Origin of the sequence: Luteococcus sanguinis (genome assembly GCF_039527675.1) — a bacterium.
GTDB lineage: Bacteria > Actinomycetota > Actinomycetes > Propionibacteriales > Propionibacteriaceae > Luteococcus > Luteococcus sanguinis.
On sequence record NZ_BAAAKI010000019.1, the window covers coordinates 1 to 16,317 of the forward strand.

The 16,317-nt window shown below is 66.5% G+C and carries 22 protein-coding genes and 2 pseudogenes; 14 read left to right on the plus strand and 10 right to left on the minus strand.

What is annotated here, in order from left to right; genetic code table 11:
• Nucleotides 1-142 precede the first annotated feature (142 nt).
• Nucleotides 143-550, minus strand: a complete 408-nt coding sequence (locus ABD089_RS12185; RefSeq protein WP_343886701.1) for a GNAT family N-acetyltransferase — start codon at nucleotides 548-550, stop codon at nucleotides 143-145.
• Nucleotides 551-572: 22 nt separating this feature from the next.
• Nucleotides 573-1,337, minus strand: coding sequence for a MerR family transcriptional regulator (locus tag ABD089_RS12190; RefSeq protein ID WP_343886721.1), 765 nt, complete (start codon nucleotides 1,335-1,337; stop codon nucleotides 573-575).
• 287 nt (nucleotides 1,338-1,624) lie between these two features.
• On the opposite strand from ABD089_RS12190, the gene ABD089_RS12195 reads away from it, so the two are divergent.
• Both ABD089_RS12195 and ABD089_RS12200 read left to right on the plus strand, forming a co-directional pair.
• Nucleotides 1,625-2,020 carry a VOC family protein gene (locus ABD089_RS12195; protein WP_343886703.1) on the plus strand — a complete coding sequence of 132 codons (396 nt, stop codon included), beginning with the start codon at nucleotides 1,625-1,627 and terminating at the stop codon, nucleotides 2,018-2,020.
• Nucleotides 2,021-2,117: 97 nt separating this feature from the next.
• The gene (locus ABD089_RS12200) at nucleotides 2,118-2,606 is read left to right on the plus strand and encodes a P-loop nucleotide/nucleoside kinase family protein (RefSeq protein WP_343886704.1); all 489 of its coding nucleotides are present in this window, start codon (nucleotides 2,118-2,120) and stop codon (nucleotides 2,604-2,606) included.
• A 103-nt stretch (nucleotides 2,607-2,709) separates the two neighbouring features.
• Here the strand turns inward: ABD089_RS12200 and ABD089_RS12205 are convergent, their stop codons facing one another.
• Entirely contained in the window at nucleotides 2,710-3,162 is a 453-nt protein-coding gene (locus ABD089_RS12205) for an NUDIX hydrolase (protein ID WP_343886706.1), read from the minus strand.
• Between the two features lie 103 nt (nucleotides 3,163-3,265).
• Between ABD089_RS12205 and ABD089_RS12210 the strand changes: the two genes are divergently transcribed.
• From ABD089_RS12210 to ABD089_RS12225, 4 genes are all read left to right on the plus strand, one after another.
• The gene (locus ABD089_RS12210) at nucleotides 3,266-3,766 is read left to right on the plus strand and encodes a DinB family protein (RefSeq protein ID WP_343886707.1); all 501 of its coding nucleotides are present in this window, start codon (nucleotides 3,266-3,268) and stop codon (nucleotides 3,764-3,766) included.
• A 69-nt stretch (nucleotides 3,767-3,835) separates the two neighbouring features.
• Entirely contained in the window at nucleotides 3,836-4,519 is a 684-nt protein-coding gene (locus ABD089_RS12215; RefSeq protein ID WP_343886708.1) for an HAD family hydrolase, read from the plus strand.
• 41 nt (nucleotides 4,520-4,560) lie between these two features.
• Complete coding sequence (locus tag ABD089_RS12220) at nucleotides 4,561-5,271, plus strand: tyrosine-protein phosphatase (protein WP_343886709.1); 711 nt, start codon at nucleotides 4,561-4,563, stop codon at nucleotides 5,269-5,271.
• A 205-nt stretch (nucleotides 5,272-5,476) separates the two neighbouring features.
• Nucleotides 5,477-6,313 (plus strand): phosphotransferase family protein, encoded by an 837-nt coding sequence (locus ABD089_RS12225; protein WP_343886710.1) that lies wholly within the window; start codon nucleotides 5,477-5,479, stop codon nucleotides 6,311-6,313.
• A 13-nt stretch (nucleotides 6,314-6,326) separates the two neighbouring features.
• Here ABD089_RS12225 and ABD089_RS12230 read toward each other — a convergent pair whose 3' ends face one another.
• Nucleotides 6,327-6,869: a GNAT family N-acetyltransferase gene (locus ABD089_RS12230; protein ID WP_343886711.1), complete on the minus strand. Its 543-nt coding sequence runs from the start codon at nucleotides 6,867-6,869 to the stop codon at nucleotides 6,327-6,329.
• A 79-nt stretch (nucleotides 6,870-6,948) separates the two neighbouring features.
• Nucleotides 6,949-7,515: a TetR/AcrR family transcriptional regulator gene (locus ABD089_RS12235; protein ID WP_343886712.1), complete on the minus strand. Its 567-nt coding sequence runs from the start codon at nucleotides 7,513-7,515 to the stop codon at nucleotides 6,949-6,951.
• A 77-nt stretch (nucleotides 7,516-7,592) separates the two neighbouring features.
• Between ABD089_RS12235 and ABD089_RS12240 the strand changes: the two genes are divergently transcribed.
• The 6 genes and pseudogenes from ABD089_RS12240 to ABD089_RS12265 all read left to right on the plus strand — a co-directional run bounded on the left by ABD089_RS12240 (nucleotide 7,593) and on the right by ABD089_RS12265 (nucleotide 11,710).
• Nucleotides 7,593-8,189, plus strand: coding sequence for a dihydrofolate reductase family protein (locus tag ABD089_RS12240; protein WP_343886713.1), 597 nt, complete (start codon nucleotides 7,593-7,595; stop codon nucleotides 8,187-8,189).
• Nucleotides 8,190-8,496: 307 nt separating this feature from the next.
• Entirely contained in the window at nucleotides 8,497-8,778 is a 282-nt protein-coding gene (locus ABD089_RS12245) for a hypothetical protein (RefSeq protein ID WP_343886714.1), read from the plus strand.
• 791 nt (nucleotides 8,779-9,569) lie between these two features.
• Nucleotides 9,570-9,752, plus strand: a pseudogene (locus ABD089_RS12250) (type IV secretory system conjugative DNA transfer family protein); the annotation flags it as partial.
• A 73-nt stretch (nucleotides 9,753-9,825) separates the two neighbouring features.
• Complete coding sequence (locus tag ABD089_RS12255; protein ID WP_343886722.1) at nucleotides 9,826-10,149, plus strand: TraM recognition domain-containing protein; 324 nt, start codon at nucleotides 9,826-9,828, stop codon at nucleotides 10,147-10,149.
• Nucleotides 10,150-10,208: 59 nt separating this feature from the next.
• Complete coding sequence (locus ABD089_RS12260) at nucleotides 10,209-10,820, plus strand: hypothetical protein (protein ID WP_343886723.1); 612 nt, start codon at nucleotides 10,209-10,211, stop codon at nucleotides 10,818-10,820.
• Nucleotides 10,817-11,710, plus strand: coding sequence for a sigma-70 family RNA polymerase sigma factor (locus ABD089_RS12265; RefSeq protein ID WP_343886715.1), 894 nt, complete (start codon nucleotides 10,817-10,819; stop codon nucleotides 11,708-11,710). Before ABD089_RS12260 ends, ABD089_RS12265 begins: the two co-directional genes overlap by 4 nt.
• A 448-nt stretch (nucleotides 11,711-12,158) precedes the next feature.
• On the opposite strand, the gene ABD089_RS12270 is transcribed toward ABD089_RS12265, so the two are convergent.
• Nucleotides 12,159-12,590 (minus strand): arsenate-mycothiol transferase ArsC, encoded by a 432-nt coding sequence (locus tag ABD089_RS12270; protein WP_343886716.1) that lies wholly within the window; start codon nucleotides 12,588-12,590, stop codon nucleotides 12,159-12,161.
• Entirely contained in the window at nucleotides 12,587-12,931 is a 345-nt protein-coding gene (locus ABD089_RS12275; RefSeq protein ID WP_077347040.1) for an ArsR/SmtB family transcription factor, read from the minus strand. The genes ABD089_RS12270 and ABD089_RS12275 overlap by 4 nt, the downstream gene beginning before the upstream one ends.
• Nucleotides 12,932-13,037: 106 nt before the next feature.
• Here ABD089_RS12275 and arsD point away from each other — a divergent pair, with 106 nt between their 5' ends.
• Both arsD and arsA read left to right on the plus strand, forming a co-directional pair.
• Nucleotides 13,038-13,493: an arsenite efflux transporter metallochaperone ArsD gene (arsD, locus tag ABD089_RS12280; protein WP_343886717.1), complete on the plus strand. Its 456-nt coding sequence runs from the start codon at nucleotides 13,038-13,040 to the stop codon at nucleotides 13,491-13,493.
• 32 nt (nucleotides 13,494-13,525) lie between these two features.
• Nucleotides 13,526-15,283 (plus strand): arsenical pump-driving ATPase, encoded by a 1,758-nt coding sequence (arsA, locus tag ABD089_RS12285; protein ID WP_343886718.1) that lies wholly within the window; start codon nucleotides 13,526-13,528, stop codon nucleotides 15,281-15,283.
• An 86-nt stretch (nucleotides 15,284-15,369) separates the two neighbouring features.
• On the opposite strand, the gene ABD089_RS12290 is transcribed toward arsA, so the two are convergent.
• From ABD089_RS12290 to ABD089_RS12295, 3 genes and pseudogenes are all read right to left on the minus strand, one after another.
• Nucleotides 15,370-15,570: a helix-turn-helix domain-containing protein gene (locus ABD089_RS12290; protein ID WP_343886719.1), complete on the minus strand. Its 201-nt coding sequence runs from the start codon at nucleotides 15,568-15,570 to the stop codon at nucleotides 15,370-15,372.
• Nucleotides 15,571-15,607: 37 nt separating this feature from the next.
• Nucleotides 15,608-16,129: pseudogene (locus ABD089_RS13880) on the minus strand (transposase); the annotation flags it as partial.
• A partial coding sequence (locus tag ABD089_RS12295) for a hypothetical protein (RefSeq protein ID WP_425560040.1) occupies nucleotides 16,038-16,317 on the minus strand: 280 nt, incomplete at its 5' end. The gene ABD089_RS12295 and the pseudogene ABD089_RS13880, both read right to left, overlap by 92 nt.

Genomic DNA, 16,317 nt, shown 5'->3' on the forward strand with positions numbered 1-16,317 from the left:
CGTGTGGGCCGAGCTGACCAGCTCGGGCACGCCGCGAGGCTGGCTCTACGACACCATCGCCACGTCGAAGCTCACCACAACTCGTTCGCCCAACTGATCCAGACCGATGGCGCGCTCCATCTCGCGGCGCCGGCCCAGGACTTCATCCGGCGCGATGGTGGCGCCCAGACGTTGGTAGAACGGTGCGTTGAGGTGACCGGGCGAACGTGCTCCCGACGAAGCGCTGGAATCCGCGGTGGTCCGCGGTGATTGCGAGGTGCTCCAAGAGACGTGTTCCGATGCCCTGACGGCCCCAGGCGGGATCGACCGACAACTGGTCCACGATGACTCGATCCCGGTCGGTGGTGGCGCGGACCGAGCCGACCAGATCCCCACCTACCTCCGCCACCATCGCCATGTCCCAGTGGGAGTCCTCCTTGAACTCGCCGACATCGACCCTGACCAGGTCGATCCCGACAGCGGCAAGATGAGCGCGCGCGGCCCGCTCAACGCGCAGCATGGAGGCCAGGTCGTCGGGAGTTGCCTCCCTGATGCTTGCGCGGCCAATCATGCTCAGAATCCCCGCATCACGTTCATAGCGCATGGCGGATGGGTGCTTGGAGGGTGGTCTGGCCATCCGGGCTGACGATCTGGCGGTATACGCCCCAGCTGGTCAGCTGCCGGGCCTGCAGCTCCGCGTCGATGAGGACCCACGCATCAGCCACGCTGGCGGGTGGGGAATTGAACTGGACGCTGACCCCCTCCTCGACGGCCGGCGTGTGCAGCTCCTCCAGGGCTGCTTCGGAGGTCGCCCTGATGGTGCCGGCGGACACAACTATGCGGTCGTCGAGGGTGCCGTCGAAGAGCAGCACGACATCGTCGCCGGTGGCCGATAGATGTTCGCGTAGACGGGCGACCGCCTGGCTGATCTCGGTCTCGTCAAGCACTGTGGTGCTTGCGCCCTGCAGGGTGAGCGCCGGCAGGGGCTCGATGGACAGGTTCATGGTGATCTCCTCAGCCTTCTGGTGGATGACGTCCAGGCGGTGCTGGATCTTGGCCAGACGTGTTGAAGCCTCGACGATCTGTTCCTGTAGCTCACTGGCTTGCTGGCCCAGGATCTCCTCCAGCCCGGCCTGCGCGATCTGGGGATCAAGTAGTTGCCGGATTTCCCCCAACCTGAAACCGAGATGTCTCAGTTCCGCGATGGCCCGGACGCGACCCAGTTGGCTGACCTGATATTGGCGGTAGCCGTTCGCAGGATCAATGACAGCCGGGGTCAACAGCCCCTCTTGTTCCCAGTGACGCAACATCCGCCGTGAGACCCCGCTGCGGTGTGCCATCTCGCCGATGCTCAACATGTCGATCACCACACCAACCCATCACATAGTGTCAAGGTCAACCAGGCAGCACGAGAAGGGTCTAGGTTCCGCCGGACCCGCGGATTGGGAGTCGACGGCACAAGAAATTTCGAGAATCTTCCGAGGAGCTCCGGCTTTGCTGGATGCCCTATGCCGCAAGGATTCGCGACCGAGACGAGTAGCCGCTGGGCGGCTGTCAGTCGCCCAGCGGTTCCGCCACTAGTAGCCGAAAGTCGGACATTGAAAATCGCTGGCAACGCTGCGGTCCAACCTGCTTGGCTCACGCCATGACGAGTCGCGTATCCCACACGTCGGTGGACTGCCTAGATGCCTACGCCCTGTCGGAGTTCTGGCGCACGGTCCTCGACTACATCGATGTGGCTGACGACCCCAATGAACCCGGAGACGAAGAGTGCATGATCTTCGACCCCGAGTCAGGCCACTCCTTGCTGTTCATCCAGGTGACCGACCCCACCCCGGGGAAAAACCGCTGGCACCTCGACCTCCGACCACGCGAGGGGCGACGCGACGACGAAGTCGAGCGCCTCCTGCGGCTGGGCGCCACCATCGTGGCCGATCGCAGAGGTATCCACGGTCCTGGCGTTGGCTGGGTCACGATGGCCGATCCGGAACAGAACCAGTTCTGCGTCCTCAGGTCCGACGAGGAGCGCAAGGCATCCTGATCTGCCGCAGGGGTTGTCCAGCTGGTTCGATGGGGCCGTGACCTGTTCTTCCGAAGCCGAGCCCATTCCTCGTAGCACACGTCCGTGGTTGTGCGTGGTGGCCGGCAGGCCCGGCACCGGGAAGACCACCCTGGCAAAGGGACTGGCTGGGGCCACGGGGGCGTGCTACCTGCGTGTCGACGCAGTCGAGACTGCCCTGCTGCGCGCAGGCAACGACGTTGGGCCCGAGGGATACTTCGTCGTCCACGAGCTGGCGGCCTCCAACCTCTTGGTGGGCACTCCAGTGGTTGTCGACGCCGTGAACCCGGTCCCCGAGGCGCGGCAAGGATGGCAGGAGACCGCGGCCCGTTCTGATGCTCGACTCGTCGTGCTCGAGACGTCATTGAGGGATGAAGCCGAGCACCGCCGCCGGGTCGAGACCCGGGCCGCCGACATCCCGGGGCACAGAGTGCCCACTTGGGAAGAGGTCCAAGACGACGGCTGGGTGCAATGGGACGTCCTGCGGGACGAACCCCGGACCCTGATCGACACCTCCAATGCGGAGGCTGCTTTGACCTCAGCGAAAGCCGCCCTCCAAGCGTCCTGAACAACCTCATGCGGCCTTTTTAGGTGAGCCGGGCTGGAGGTGGGCGGCGGCCACGGAACCAAGTGCCAGCGCGAATCCGAGGACTTGCCACGGTGTCAGGGGGTCATGGACGACGAGGACGCCGAGCCCGGCGGCCATCAACGGTGACAGAAGCCCCAGCAACGAGGTGGGCGTGGCCGGCAGCGTGCGGATGCCGCGCCAAGTGGAGTGTGGGTAGCTCGTCGGAGGTGATCCATCCGAGGGCGTCGTGCTCATCGGGGGCGGCGTTGACCGGGGTCCCCACCCAGTTGGTCGCCAGGAAGGCATGCTTGCGCAGCGTTGGGTTCGAGCAGGCCATCGGGAACGGATTTGCGTCATCGATCTGGATGGCGAGTTCCTCGAGACATTCGCGGCGTGCGGCGCTGTCGGCTGATTCGCCCGGCTCGACATGTCCTCCGGGTAGGTCCCAGCAGTCTGGGTAGTTCTCGCGGCTTGGATGGCGGTGCACGAGGAGCATCCGCCCGTTGTTGACGAGTGCCACGACGGCGATGTGGGTGGGCTGCGACGGTGCGGTCATGGATCGAGTGAAGCAGCTGGTACCGACATCCCCAGCTGCTTGCTGCGACGCCACCTGGAAATCTGGTGGGCATTCCCGGTTCCTGGCCGGAAGGATGGGCCGCATGCACAACACCGACGCCCCTGAGATCTACGTCCTGCCGATCGAGGAGCAACTGCCCGTCTTCATCGACCAGCACCGAGACATCCTGATGCTCATGCTCGACGGGCTGACCGAGCAAGAAGCGCGAACATCCTTGGTGCCGTCCCGCACCACGCTGCTCGGCCTTGTGAAACATGCCACCTTCGTGGAGCGCGTCTGGTTTGCCGAGGCGGCGACAGGCAAGACGCGGGCAGAGTTGGGGATCGTTTCCGGCCCGGATGAGTCGTTCATCCTTGACCCCTCCGACACCATCACCTCAGTGCTTTCGGGTTATGAGGCCGCAGTGGAGCAGTCACGCGCGGCTGTGGCTGGGCTCTCGCTCACTGACGAGTTGCCTGGTAATCGGCGCGGTCCGCTCCCTCTTGGTTGGGTTTACCTGCATGTGCTGCGTGAGCTGGCCCAGCACTGTGGGCATGCCGAGATCCTTCGGGAGCAAATCTTGGCCTCCCGCGCATCCTTGTGACGGTTTCGACTGATGCGAGGAGGATCTGCTGTGACGAGTTCCGGCATGCGCGCCGTAGGATCACGGCTCGTGAGCACTTCCTCTGTCGTGGTCTTCGACATTGACGGCACCCTGATGGATCACGCTGCGTCGGCGCGCGCCGGGCTGGCGGCATGGGTCACGGGTCTGGGACATCGCATGACCGACGAGGTGGCCGCTGGCTGGACAGCAGCCGAGCAGCAACACTTCACCGCATGGCGCGATGGGGAGATCAGCTTTGCTGAGCAACGTCGGCGGCGACTGCGTGACGTCCTGCCACTGCTCGGGGAACCCGTCGGTGATGACGACGCGCTCGATGAGGTCTTCACCGGTTACCTGCGTGCGTACGAGGCTGCCTGGCAGCCCTACCCGGACGTCGCCGAATGCCTGAGCACGCTTCAACGGCGCGGTCTTCGGCTGGCGGTCCTCAGCAACGGCAGCGACGACCAGCAGCGCAAGAAGCTGGCCCGGATCGGCGTCGCCGATTACTTCCCCGACGTGTTTACCGCCGAGGGCCTCGGAGTCGGGAAACCCCACCGAGAGGCGTACGACCTCACCTCTGAGGCGCTGGGCGTCCCGTCGGGCGAGTGCCTCCTGGTGGGTGATGACTATGAACTGGACGTCACGGCACCTCGCAAGGCCGGCTGGCGGGCCATCCATCTGGACAGGACCGGCCAGTACCGAGAAGCAGAGGCCATCAGCGCTCTGTCTCAGTTGCCCGGTTTGCTTGCCTGAAGGGGCGGCCTGGTCTTCTCTGATCTCGCTATGGTCGTGGGATGCGACATCTTGCGTGGGGCCGCGTGCCAAACGTGCGTGACCTTGGGGGTCTTGCCACGCCGCAGGGTCCGACCGTGTTCGGGCGGATCGCACGCGGTCCTCGACGTGAGCTGATGGACGACCATGCTTGGCAGGCAGCTCTCACGTGGGGGCTACATTCTGTGGTTGATCTGCGCTGTGGCTACGAGGTCGGCGCCCGAGGGGGTGACCCTGGCGCGGTGGTGCCTGGGTCGGTGACGATCATCAGTGCCCCCACTGAGGACCACGAGAACCCCGAGTTTCGGGAGACGTGTTTTCCGATCCTCGATTTCCCGGAGTACTGGTGGCACAACGTGCGCATCCTGCCCAACATGGTGCGGGCCACGCTGGAGGCCATTGCTGATGCGAGGCCCGGTGTCTTGGTGCACTGCAGCGCGGGCAGGGACCGCACAGGGCTGATCACCAGCCTCCTGCTCGCCAATGCTGGTGTGTCTCCCGAGGCGATTGCTGATGACTACGTGCTGTCGGTGCGGGCCATGGCCGGGGTTGCGAGCCATCAGCCGACCCACGACCCGCAAGCTGCTTGGGGCGCCGACCAAGTCGAGGAATGGGTGAAGGTCGCCCACCCGCTGGTGGTCGACTTCGCCCAAGAGGTTGCCACGCATCTGGACACCCTCCAGCTGCACGAACAGACACGGGCCAAGCTGAGAGCCGTACTCGTCGCGCGGTAGTGCCCCATGGCTGGGCGCGGTCAGCCGAGCACGTTCGGGTCACGGGGCCTGGGCGGGCGAGGTGGCCACCGTTGATGACACGGGGGCAGCAGCGGGGTTCGTGGTGTCTGCTTCCTTGCTTCCACCTTGCAAGACGACACCACCGCCAAGCGCGAGCGGTGATGTCAAGGACGCGAGGGTCAGGGAGCTGCCGTAGGGTCGGGTCATGGAGTTGGAGACTCGTTTCGCGCGGCCCGATGACGAGACCATTGCCGCGCTGGTGCGGGAATGCGTCCCAGGTGATGGGGACGGGTTCGACTTGGTGGAGACCGGGAGCAGCTCGGTGGTCGCTCTCACGGAGACAGCGGCCGTGTGTATTGCACGTGACCCAAACGCTGCGCGCGAGATGCTTCGGACCCAGGAGTTGGTGGACCATCTTCCGGCACTGCCTTTCGATGTCCCGACCTCGCTCGGGTGCCCTGTGTGGCACGGGGACGTCGTCGCTGTCGCGACTCGACGGCCGGAGGGTGAGCCACATCCGGCCGGGTCTGGCGACGCTGGTGAATTTAGGGCGTTGTTGGACGCGATCCACGGGATCGACGTGGAGCCCTTGCGGGGGTGGCTCGCAGAACCGCACGCCTTCTGCGGAGGTGCCCAGTGGCTCACGGTGCTGCGCGAGCGAGTCGTCCCCTTGCTGCCGTCTGGGAAGCAGGCCGCTGCCCTCGACATCGTCGCTCGGGTCGAGGCCCTGCCAGCGGGCGAGCAGGCGCTCAACCACGGTGACCTTGCGGGCGCGAATGTTCTGTGGCGGGAGGGCCGAGTCGCGGGAGTGCTGGACTGGGATCTGGCCGCGTGGTGTGATCCCGCCGATGACGTCGCGTCCTTGGCGCTCTGGCATGGCTGGGACGTGTTGCCCCAGTTGGCGGATGCCGCCACGGCACAGCGAGCGGACGTGATCCGTCAGACGTACGCCCTGCAGATCGTCGGGTTCACCGTGGTCCGCGGACGTCCGGCTGATGAACTCAGCCGAGCCGTCGACAGGGCAGCAGAACGCCTGCCCTGACAAGCATGCTCGGTCAGTGCTTGCGGAGGCGGCTGTACATGTACATGTCCTTGCGCTCCTCGCAGACGGGCTGCCATGACCGCAGCAGGCCCTCGCGCTGGAAGCCGCACCTCTCGGCGGCGCGCCAGGACCCTTCGTTCCAGGGCTCGACGTACAGCTCGAGCCGCTGGACCTGGTCGTGGTCGATGGCCCAGTCGGACAACGTGCGCAGAGCGTCGCTGACATAGCCCCGGCGCCGGTGTTGCGGTGCGACCCAGTAGCCGGTGCTGGCCCGGCCGTGCTTGATGGCGGCCAGCCACAGGCCGATCTGTCCGACCATCTCGTCGGTCTCGGCGTTGGCGATGGCGAAGGAATACCCAGCTCCGCTGACCAGCCGCTCATGCTGTCGGTCGATGTAGGCAAGCGCGTCCTCGAGACTCCCCGAGGTCGGGACGGTCGTGATGAGCGGGATCAGCGGATCACCTGCGACGGACTGGACCAGCGGCGCGTCGGATTCCCGGAAGGGTCTGAGCGTGACGCGTCGACCTTCAAGGGTGGGGATGGTCTGGGGCAGCATCGGCCCAGTCGACCAGAGCTGGTGTGCTCGTCGCAATCGAATTCGCCGGAGCCGCGCACGGGTCCGTCAGGCCCTTGGCTCAGGGGCTCAGGAGAGCTTGGCTCGCGCGCCGAGCCAGCTCCACGGGATCCGAATCGGGCCTGCTGGTGGTGGTCAGGGCGTCGAAGAGGATGCCGTCGACCAGGTGGTGCAGCGTTCGAACTGTCTCGGCGTCGCCGGGCAGGCCGCGTGCCTGGTGGAAGGCGACGTCCTGGGCGAATCCTTCTTGCAGCACTGGAGTCACCAGGGTGGCGATCTCGGGGGAGCGGTGGGCTTCGAGGCGTAGTTCGAACCATGCCCGACCGAGGTCCGGCTGTGCCAGGAGTCGTTCGACGATGTAGGCGATGTATTTGGGCCCGGCGTCGTGGACGGGCAGGGTGGCGAGCTGTTCCAGTCGTGCTGGGTCTGGGGTCAGGGCTTCGAACAGGCGTCGTGTCATGCCGGCGAACAGTGCCGACCGGGTGGGGAAGTAGTTCGAGGTGGTGCCCAAGGGTAGGCCCGCTTCGCGGTCCACCGCGCGGTGTGTCAAGGATCGGGGGCCTTCGCTGCCGAGGATGTGGAGGGCAGCGTCACAGACCACGGCGCGCCTGTCGGGGTTGGCAACCATGGCAAATACCCTACCGGCTCGTCCACTACATGTGTTGTACTTGACTCAACAACGACGGCTGTAGTGATTGGAGTCTGATGCGCAACCTCGTCTACTACGTCGCCACATCGATCGACGGCTTCATCGCCGACGCGGATGGCGACTTCTCGGTATTCCCCCAGGACCCCGCAACGCTACGGGTGCTGTTCGACCGGTATCCGGAGACGTGCCCGGTCCATGTCAGGGAACCCCTCGGAGTCACGGCGCCGCCGCGGCGCTTCGACGCCGTGATCATGGGACGCCGCACCCACCAGCCAGCCCTGGATCACGGGCTCACTGACGGCGCCTATCCACATCTGGCGCAATATGTGGTGACGCACAGTCCCCTGCCTGACTCGCCCGCGGTACAGCGAGTCAGCGAGGATCCGGCCCAGTTCGTGGCGGATCTCAAACGGCAGCCCGGCAAAGACATCTGGTTGTGCGGGGGAGGCGACCTCGCGGCGCAATTGCTGCACCTCGTCGACGAGCTCCAACTCAAGGTCAACCCCGTCCTGCTCGGAAGCGGCATTCCCCTGGTACGCGGATCAAAAGTCCCCGCGTCCTACCGGTTGGTGCAGTCAGAGCAACTGCCCGGAGGAGTCCTCTTGAACACCTACCGGAAGGGCTGTGGGGCGGCGGGATCGGGGCGCGGGTAGCCCCTCGCTTACGCTCCGCTGAACTCTCAAGGTCCGGTAACGGGTACCTCGACGGGGGCGGACATTCAATGTCGGGGGCCCGCCCAGCTCGGTTGACACGCTGCCTGAGCGTCTTGGCACGGACCGTTGATGGTCGGCTTGCGCCTTCGGAGGTGTCATGTCGACGAGGGATCCTTATCCGCTCACGTGGGAGTTGCCCGTACTGGTGCTGGGTGGGCTTGTTCTGACCTTGGGAACGGGGGTGCAGCTGGGCCGAACAACGGCTTGCTGGGCCGCTGGCTCGGACTGGTTGTGGCCAGACGAGCTGGTGCGTTCGACCGGCGGGATCCTGGCGGGTCGTCCGGATGCGGGACTGACCCCGGGCTCGTGCTCCGTCGGCGGTGGAGCCTTGGCCGCGTCAATCCTCGTGGCGGAGCTGGTGCTGCTGGTGCTGCTCACCCTGGCGGGTCGCGAGGTGTGGTTGCGGTGGAGTCCGGGGGTGGGTGCTGGGTACGCGTCGGCCGACGAGGCCCGGGAGTTGCTCGGGGTGGCGAGGCTGCGTCGGGTCCGCAGCGTCGTGCGTCCTGACCTGGCTCGGAAGGGGACGTGATGAGTCGGGGTTGAGCGGCTGAGGTCGGGTGGCGGATCGGGCGGGCGAAGCGTCCGCGTGGGGGAGAGCTGTGGTGTCCCTTCGACCGGACGGCTGGGGTGATCGGGCCGCAGGGCTCGGGCAAGACGTTGGACATTTTGACGCCGGCGTTGTTGTCGGCGCCGGGGGCGGCGTTGGTGACGTTGACGAAGCCGGATGACTTGTTCTTGTCGTTGTCGCGGCGCTCTGGCGTGGGGCCGGTAGCGGTGTTGGACCCGTTCGGGCTGGCGCCGGGGTTGCCGTCGCTGGTGTGGGATCCGATCGCTGGTTGCGCGGATCCTCTTGTGGCGGAGCGTCGGGCGAAGGCGTTCACGGCGGGGACGCTCAAGGCGGGTTCGGCGGGTGGGCGGGGTGATGATGCTGCGCGGTTCTATGCGACGGAGGCGGCGAAGGTGATCCAGTCGTACTTCCACGCCGCCGCGCTGGCCGGCGGTGATCTGGATCTGGTGTTGGAGTGGGTGGCCAGTCCGCTGTCGACGGGCGAGCCGGAGGAGATCCTGCGGCAGCATCCGCAGGCGGCTCCGTTCTGGCATGGGCTGTTGACGGGTGCGCTGCGTGGTGATGACCGGACGGCGGGCAACACGATCACAACGGTGCAGCAGGCGATGTCGTTGTTCTTCCAGACCGAGATCCGCCGACGCTGCGTCCCGTCAGCCGGCTCGCCGGCGACGGACATCCGGCAGCTGCTGGCCAACCGCGGGACGGTGTACATGCTGGGCCGGGAGGATCCGTATGCATCGGCCTCGCCGTTGATGACGGCCGCAGCGGAGCATGTGCTGGACACGGCGCTGGGGCTGGCGCACGAGTCGCGGTGGGGCAGGTTGTGTCCGCCGATGCTGTCGGTGCTGGACGAGTTGCCGTCGACGGCGCCGTTGCCGACGCTGCGGACGAGGATGGCCAATGAGCGGGCGTTGGGGTTGTCGTTCATCTACGCGGCGCAGACCTGGCGCCAGCTGGCCGCGATCTTCGGCGAGCAGGAGGCGCGGGCCTTGTTCTGGGCTGACCAACGTGCTGGTGTTGTTCGGGGGGTCGAAGGACGTGGCGTTCAACAAGGAGGTCTCCGACCTGGCCGGCCTGAAGCGCATCGCCCGGACGACCTATCAGCAAGGAAGGCACCACAGCCGCTCGGTCTCGGGCGAGGACGTGCCGGTGATCCGCCCCGCCGAGGTGCGGGAGCTGCGCGAGCGTCACGCGTTGGTGATCGCCGAGAACGCGAAACCCATTCTGGCCAAGCTCGACCGCTGCATCGACGGCCGAGCCGGCAAACGTCTCCTGGCCGATCAGCAGCGCATCCGAGACCAAGTCAGACAGGCTGGCACAGCCGGGTTGTAGGCACCCGGACAGCCGCTGCGGCTTGGGACAACAGATTCCCGAGGTGGAGGAGGTTGTCGATGTCAGAGTTGGTGAGGCCGTTCCCGTCGGTGGGTGGGCGGATGCACCGGGCGTATGCAAACCTGGCGCGTTTGGAGCAGGCGAAGGACCCGTCCACGGTGAAGCACCTGGGGCCAGTGGAGTTCATCGCGAGGCCGTGGGATGTGGCAGGGATCACTGATCGTGACCTGCGGCTGGAAGCGTGGGAGTGGCTCGACCGCTGCGTCGACTGGCTCAACACCGAGTACGCGTGGCAGCTGGGCGACATCGTCCCGTCGTGTTGGCCGCGACACCCGCACCTGGTCCACGAGCTCGGCACCGTGTTCGACCAGCGACGGAGGGCCGGGCTCGCGGCCACGTCGGACCTGCTGGCCGAGTGGCACCGCTACACCCTGCCTGCCTTCCAGAACCGCATGAAGGAGACCCTGCGCACCACCTGCGACGCAGGTCATCGTCCCTGCGCCGGAACCGCCCGGATCGGCGCCGCCCGACAGGACGCCACGGTCCGGGCCGGGCTGTTCGACCGCGACGTGGAACACCTCGAACCCGACGATGAAGACCTTGCGACCACCCGCTTCGCGCTGGTTGACGGCCACATCGTCGACACCGGTAGCGGTGAGGTCCTCACGTGAGGCCGGATGAACAGCAGCTCCACAGCTGCTGGGACGCTCGTGATGCGGGCGTCCTGGCGCGCAGCGCTCTCGACGGGGAGGCGGATGCTCTGCGGGCCACGCGCGGGGCGACGCGCGGGGAGCTGCAGCAGTTGGTCGGTGCCGGGCAGGCGGCGTGCCAGCGGGTCGTGGCCTCGAGCTTGGGCCTGGTCGGCTACACGATGCGCCAGGCCCGCATCGCACCCTCCGACCGGGACCTCTTCCAAGAAGGGGTCCTCGGCCTGATATATGCGGTGCACAGGTTCGACCCGAACAGGGGAGTGTGGTCCTCCTTCGCATACGGCAGCATCCGGCAAGCGCTGGTGACCGCCATCGCCACCGAGGCAGGCGCCCGCCAAGGCCTCACCGCGCACGCTGCGCGCGACCAGTACCGCTACCGCGCGCTCGCCGCCACGCAACCAGCCGGTCCCGGCGCCAATGGCGCGGCACGTGTCGCCGCCGAGACTGGCGCGCCGATCGAGCGGGTGGAGATGCTGCTGACCCGTCGAGCGAGCGCATCGCTCGAAGGTCTCGAATCGCACGTCGCCTTTCGAGCGCACCACGACGTCGACACTGTCGACAGCATGGACCTGCGCCCCTACCTGCGTGCCCTCCCGCCGGCCGAGAGTTCCGTGCTGCGGGACTTCTACGGCATCGGACGACCCCCGAAGCCCATCAAGACGATCGCCGTGGGCCTGGACATGTCGGAATCGACGGCCCGTCGCCTCCTGACCCGCGGCCAAGATCACTTACGCGACGTGATGGTCCACTTTGGAGCAGACCCTGCGGAGACGATGGCCCCTGCGGGGCATCATCGGCAGTCTGTGTCGACAGTGCCGTCAGATCGTTCGGCCCCAGGCATATCGCCATAGAAGTCTTCGCAATACTGCGTTGGCCGTGGTGTGCAACTACCTCGGATCCGCCCCTCGTCCTTGCGGGCAGCCGCCTTCCTACTATCCGTGTCGTGGGTCACGCACAGTGCGCCTGAATGTGTCAAGTTCATTTGGCCCCAGAGGGACGGGCCTAATCGGCCCCAATCACTGCGAGCGGCGGATGGTTCGCGAACTTCCGTCCGTCGAGAGCTGGACACAGCAAGGGGCCATGGCACGCGATCGCACGTGCCATGGCCCCTTGGCTCAGGCTCAGCACTGAGGTGGGATGCACCTCGTGATGATTCCCCTTAATCACGCCCTTCCAGTCGCTGCGAACAGTTGCTGTGGTGCCGCGTTGAAGTCGTCGGTGTGCGTGGCTTGGCGCCTGGCGTAGTTCCACGACGCAGCCTTGGCTCCTGACGTTTGCTGGTCAGAGGGTGGGGCGAGGTCACTCCGACGCGGCCAGCAGGTCACTTTGCAGCTCGAGGGTTCGGGCGGCGAGGTCGTCGCGGATCAGGTCCATGCGCTGGTCGCCTTCAATGCCGCGCAGGGAGGGTTCCTCTGTCGTCCAGCGCTCGATGGTGCCACGCATTCCCTCGACGGGGGCCAGCTGGGCCTCGGCTCCGATGAGGACGACGCGGTCGACGCGGCGCAGCAGATCGGCATCGATGGTCTTGGGGAACTCCCCCTCGAAGCTGCCCCCGACGCGCTCGACGCTCGCACGGGAGGCGGCATTGAGCGCGCTGCCGGGTCGCGTTCCGGCCGAATGGACCTCGATTGCGTCCCGGCAGGCCTGGCGCATCAGCGCGGCTGCCATCTGGCTCTTACCGGCGTTCTTCACGCACACGAACAGCACTGAGGGGCGGGTGGGGTTGGTCATGACAGTTCTCCCAGGAGGGTCGTGAGGGCCGCGAGACCTTCGGGTCGAGGAGTGAAGTGGGCCCAACGCCCACGCATTTCACGGTTGACCAGACCGGCTTCCACCAGCTTCTTCAGATGGTGCGACAGGGTCGGTTGCGTCACGCCGAAGACCTCCGGGAGGTGACAGGCGCACACGCTCGAACAGCAGCTCGCGGCGATGTGGTGGAAGATCCGCAGCCGCACCGGGTCCGACAGCGCCTTGGCGACAAGGGCAACCTGTTCGGCCCTCTGGGGCGAGATCGTGGCCCCGCCAGGCAGGCAGGTGGAGGAATCGAGGGTCAGGTCCACCGACATGGTCATGGATTCACCCTACCTCACGTATTGACGTTCATCGATGTGTCTGTATCATCTGACATATCGACGTCCATCAATATTTTGGATGTCCTGATCTTATGGAGGTTTCGTCATGTCGGTCATTCGTGTCTTCGAGCCCGCGCTGTGCTGCAACACGGGGGTGTGTGGTCCGGAGCTAGACCAAGCGCTGGTCGACTTCACTGCCGCGGTCAACGCGCTCAAGGACCGTGGAGTAGACATCGAGCGCTCCAACCTGGCCAGTGACCCGTCGCTGTTCGCGCAGAACCCTGTGGTCGTGAACTTCCTCCAGACTGCGGGATCCGAGGGCCTGCCCCTGACCTTGGTCGATGACGTCACGGTGCTGACTGGTCGTCATCCCCGGCTGGACGAGCTCGTGCGCTACGCCGGGTTGGTAGACGAGGCCCTTGCCGGCGGCTGCTGCTCGTCGGCGGAGATTCCCGTGACCACCACGGGCTGCTGCGGATCGTCACAGCCGACTTCCGCTCCGTCAACGGGTGGATGCTGCGGCGAGCCGAGGGCAACGTCAACCGACTCGGGCTGCTGCTGAACGCTCCGCCCAAGAGACCCCAGGAGACTGACATGTTCAGCTTCCTCGCTGACGCCCCTCGGCACTTCTTCTTCACCGGCAAGGGCGGCGTGGGCAAGACCAGTATCGCGTGCGCGACGGCCGTCCGCCTGGCCCGTCAGGGTAAGCGCGTGCTGCTGGTCAGCACCGACCCTGCCAGCAACGTCGCCCAGGTCTTCGGCGTGACCATCGGCAACAAGGTCACACAGATCCCCGCCGTGCCGGGATTGGCCGCGTTGGAGATCAACCCTGACCAGGCGGCTGCCGCCTACCGTGACAAGCTCCTCGAGCCGGTTCGGGCCATCCTGCCGATCAAGGAGATCGAGGCCATCACCGAGCAACTGTCCGGTTCGTGCACCACGGAGATTGCCTCGTTCAACGAGTTCACCGACCTGCTGGCCGACCCGGAGATGACTCGTGACTACGACCACGTGATCTTCGACACGGCACCCACAGGTCACACCATCCGCCTGCTGCAGCTGCCCGGCAGCTGGACCAGCTACCTCGACAACGGCAAGGGCGACGCCTCCTGCTTGGGACCGATGAGCGGGCTGGAGAAGAACCGCGCCAGCTATCGTGCCGCGGTCCAGGCCTTGACCGATCCGACGCGCACCCGACTGGTGCTCATCGCCCGGGCCCAACAGTCCACCCTGCGTGAGGTGGCTCGCACCCTCCAGGAACTGGCCGAGCTCGACATCCATGCGACCAACCTCGTGGTAAACGGCCAGCTCCCGGCATCCGCCGCGACCGATGACCTCTCGCGTGCCATCCACGCCCGCGAGCAGACGGCCCTCAGCCGAATGCCGGCAGCGTTGGCGGCACTGCCACGCGACACCATCGAGCTCAAGTCGGTCAACATGGTCGGCCTCGACGCTCTCGAGACCCTGCTCGACGAGCGCGTCGACGTCGCCGCTGCCGAGGAACCGCAGACCAGCGGGAACGATGTGACGATGCCCCGTCTTGCCGCTCTGGTTGATGAGCTGGCCCGGGCAGACCACGGCCTGGTGATGGCCATGGGCAAGGGAGGTGTCGGCAAGACGACCCTGGCCGCCGCCATCGCGGTGGCCTTGGTGCAGCGCGGCAAAAAGGTCCTGCTCACCACCACCGACCCCGCTGCCCACTTGGCCAGTACCCTCGAGGGAGACGTGCCGGGCCTCGAGGTCAGCGTGATCGACCCCGAGCAGGCGACCCAGGAGTACCGCGACCGCGTGATGGCTTCCAAGGGTGCCAAACTGGGCGAGGCTGGCCGCGCCGCCCTCGCCGAAGACCTCATGAGCCCCTGCACCGAGGAGATCGCTGTCTTCCAACAGTTCAGCCGCGCCGTGAACAAGGCCCGCGACCAGTTCGTCATCATGGACACCGCGCCCACCGGCCACACCCTGCTGCTCATGGACGCCACCGGCGCCTACCACCGCGACATCACCCGACACCTCGACGACGACCAGCGCGGCCACGTCACCACCCCTTTGATGCGTCTGCAGGATCCCCAGCACACCAAGGTCGTGGTCGTCACCCTGCCCGAGACCACCCCTGTCACCGAGGCACGGGCCCTCGCTGCCGATCTCGAGCGCGCCAGCATCCACCCCTGGGCGTGGGTGGTGAACAATTCCTTGGCCGCGGCCCGTCCCACCAGCCCGCTGTTGGCCACCCGCGCTCGCTCGGAGCAGCAACAGCTGGATCAAGTCGCCACCAGTGCATCCCGGTGGGCAGTAGTGCCCACTCAGACGGCTGAACCCATTGGTGCGAAGAGACTCACCGCGCTTGGCCAGTGACCCTTGCCCAGCAGCCACCCGGCTGCCAGCCCATCCCCCAGGGTTGGCAGCCGGGTGCCGTGTGGGTCTGATGCTCCTATCTCCCGTCAAGCGGCTTGGAGCCATTCTCGGTAGCGCTGGGCCAGGGTGTCGTCTCGGCGTTTGCCGAGTTCGATCTCGGAGATGTGGGCAGGCCAGACGTTGAAGTGCTGGGCGACGGTGGTGAGGGTGAGGTTCTTGTCCTGACGGGTGGGGCGCAGGTCGGTGTAGTTCGGGATCTCGCAGTGCCCGGTCAGCGCGCGGAACACTTCGCGGGCGACGGTGCTTGTCCCGGTAGTCCCGGGTGCGCTGGTCGTGGCTCATTCGGACCTTGACGATCTGGTGCAGGGCCCAGTTCGCTTGTCGGTCACCGCCGCGGGACAGGCGGTGGCGTTGGGTCTTGCCGGAGGACACGGGGATGGGGCTGGTCCTGCAGAGTGCTGCGAAGGATGCTGGGCTGCGCAACCGCTCGGGATTGTCACCGGCGGTGACCACCAAGATCGCGGCCAGGGCCGGGCCGATGCCGTGGATGGCGCGCAGCCCGGGGTTCCTCGCGGTGGTGTGGGTGTCGAGTTGCTCGTCGAGGTCGTCGATCTCGCCACGGAGGTACTGGTGCCGCCGGGCCAGGCTGCGCAGGGCCCGCAAGATGGTGGCGTCGGCGAGGTCACGGACCTGGTCCGGGCGGGAGGCGGCCAGCAGGTCGATGAGCTTGTCACGGCTGACGTGGCGGTATTTGTCACGCAGGCGGGGATTCGCGTTGACCACGATGGAGCCGATCTGGCGCCAGCAGGCCTGCAGGGACTTGTTGGCACTGCGACGGGTCACCACGAGGGCGTGGTTCGATCGTGTCGTGCTTGGGGTGGGTGGTTGCCTCGCCGGAGACCACCGAGCGGGCGGCGCGGTAGGCGTCGAGGCGGTCGGTCTCGCCTTGTTTGCGGCGCCCCGCGGGACGGGTGCGGTTGACCTCAACCACCTGGATACCGTTGCGGCGCAAGGCCGCGGTGATCCCGACGCCG

What these genes read in the sequence shown, in the direction of transcription:
- ABD089_RS12210 (WP_343886707.1), top strand. Translation starts at nt 3,266, where the DNA reads ATGCACAACACCGACGCCCCTGAGATCTACGTCCTGCCGATCGAGGAG.
- ABD089_RS12240 (WP_343886713.1), top strand. Translation starts at nt 7,593, where the DNA reads ATGCGCAACCTCGTCTACTACGTCGCCACATCGATCGACGGCTTCATC.
- ABD089_RS12205 (WP_343886706.1), bottom strand. Translation starts at nt 3,162, where the DNA reads ATGACCGCACCGTCGCAGCCCACCCACATCGCCGTCGTGGCACTCGTC.
- ABD089_RS12275 (WP_077347040.1), bottom strand. Translation starts at nt 12,931, where the DNA reads ATGACCATGTCGGTGGACCTGACCCTCGATTCCTCCACCTGCCTGCCT.
- ABD089_RS12230 (WP_343886711.1), bottom strand. Translation starts at nt 6,869, where the DNA reads ATGCTGCCCCAGACCATCCCCACCCTTGAAGGTCGACGCGTCACGCTC.
- ABD089_RS12185 (WP_343886701.1), bottom strand. Translation starts at nt 550, where the DNA reads ATGATTGGCCGCGCAAGCATCAGGGAGGCAACTCCCGACGACCTGGCC.
- ABD089_RS12190 (WP_343886721.1), bottom strand. Translation starts at nt 1,337, where the DNA reads ATGTTGAGCATCGGCGAGATGGCACACCGCAGCGGGGTCTCACGGCGG.
- ABD089_RS12235 (WP_343886712.1), bottom strand. Translation starts at nt 7,515, where the DNA reads ATGGTTGCCAACCCCGACAGGCGCGCCGTGGTCTGTGACGCTGCCCTC.
- ABD089_RS12270 (WP_343886716.1), bottom strand. Translation starts at nt 12,590, where the DNA reads ATGACCAACCCCACCCGCCCCTCAGTGCTGTTCGTGTGCGTGAAGAAC.
- ABD089_RS12220 (WP_343886709.1), top strand. Translation starts at nt 4,561, where the DNA reads ATGCGACATCTTGCGTGGGGCCGCGTGCCAAACGTGCGTGACCTTGGG.
- arsD (WP_343886717.1), top strand. Translation starts at nt 13,038, where the DNA reads ATGTCGGTCATTCGTGTCTTCGAGCCCGCGCTGTGCTGCAACACGGGG.
- arsA (WP_343886718.1), top strand. Translation starts at nt 13,526, where the DNA reads ATGTTCAGCTTCCTCGCTGACGCCCCTCGGCACTTCTTCTTCACCGGC.
- ABD089_RS12225 (WP_343886710.1), top strand. Translation starts at nt 5,477, where the DNA reads ATGGAGTTGGAGACTCGTTTCGCGCGGCCCGATGACGAGACCATTGCC.
- ABD089_RS12195 (WP_343886703.1), top strand. Translation starts at nt 1,625, where the DNA reads ATGACGAGTCGCGTATCCCACACGTCGGTGGACTGCCTAGATGCCTAC.
- ABD089_RS12260 (WP_343886723.1), top strand. Translation starts at nt 10,209, where the DNA reads ATGTCAGAGTTGGTGAGGCCGTTCCCGTCGGTGGGTGGGCGGATGCAC.